This window comes from Pandoraea sp. PE-S2R-1 (assembly GCF_002179865.1).
Classification (GTDB): Bacteria; Pseudomonadota; Gammaproteobacteria; order Burkholderiales; family Burkholderiaceae; genus Pandoraea.
Genome location: NZ_NGUR01000109.1, coordinates 1 through 475 on the forward strand (window position 1 = coordinate 1; position 475 = coordinate 475).

Here is a 475-nt window from a genome sequence, read left to right on the forward strand (position 1 = left end):
CGGTGTCTTGGTGAGATCCAGCTTGAGCAGGCCCAGTCCCTGAATGGCATCGACCACCAGTCGCACGCCGCGCGCCTGACACACTTGGGCGAGCGTATCGATGTCAAGCCGTTGCCCGGAGGTCGATTGCACCCATGACACCGCAACCGCGCGCGTCTTGTCGTCGATGCGCGCGAGGATGTCATCGAGCGAAACCTCACGGTTGCGTGCCCGAACCACGCGTACCTCGACTCCGCGCTTGCGCAGGTTCAGCCACGGCAGGAGGCTCGACGGGTGCTCCTGGTCGTTCGTGACGACGTTCTCGCCCGAGCGCCAGGGTAAGCCTTGCGCGACCAGATTCAGCGCCTCGCAGGTGTTCTTGGTGAAGGCGACTTGCTTGGCATTTCCGTTGATCAAGTGAGCGATCTTCGCGCGACAGGCGTCGGCATCGCGCAGCCACTGCGGCTTGTCGCTGCGTGCGTACGTGATCGATGCC

Annotated in this window: 1 protein-coding gene; it reads right to left on the reverse strand. The window is 63.8% G+C overall.

Annotated features, from left to right (window positions below):
- Window positions 1-475: aminotransferase class V-fold PLP-dependent enzyme (locus tag CDV44_RS27265; protein ID WP_141118842.1), on the reverse strand; the 475-nt coding region annotated here is incomplete at both ends.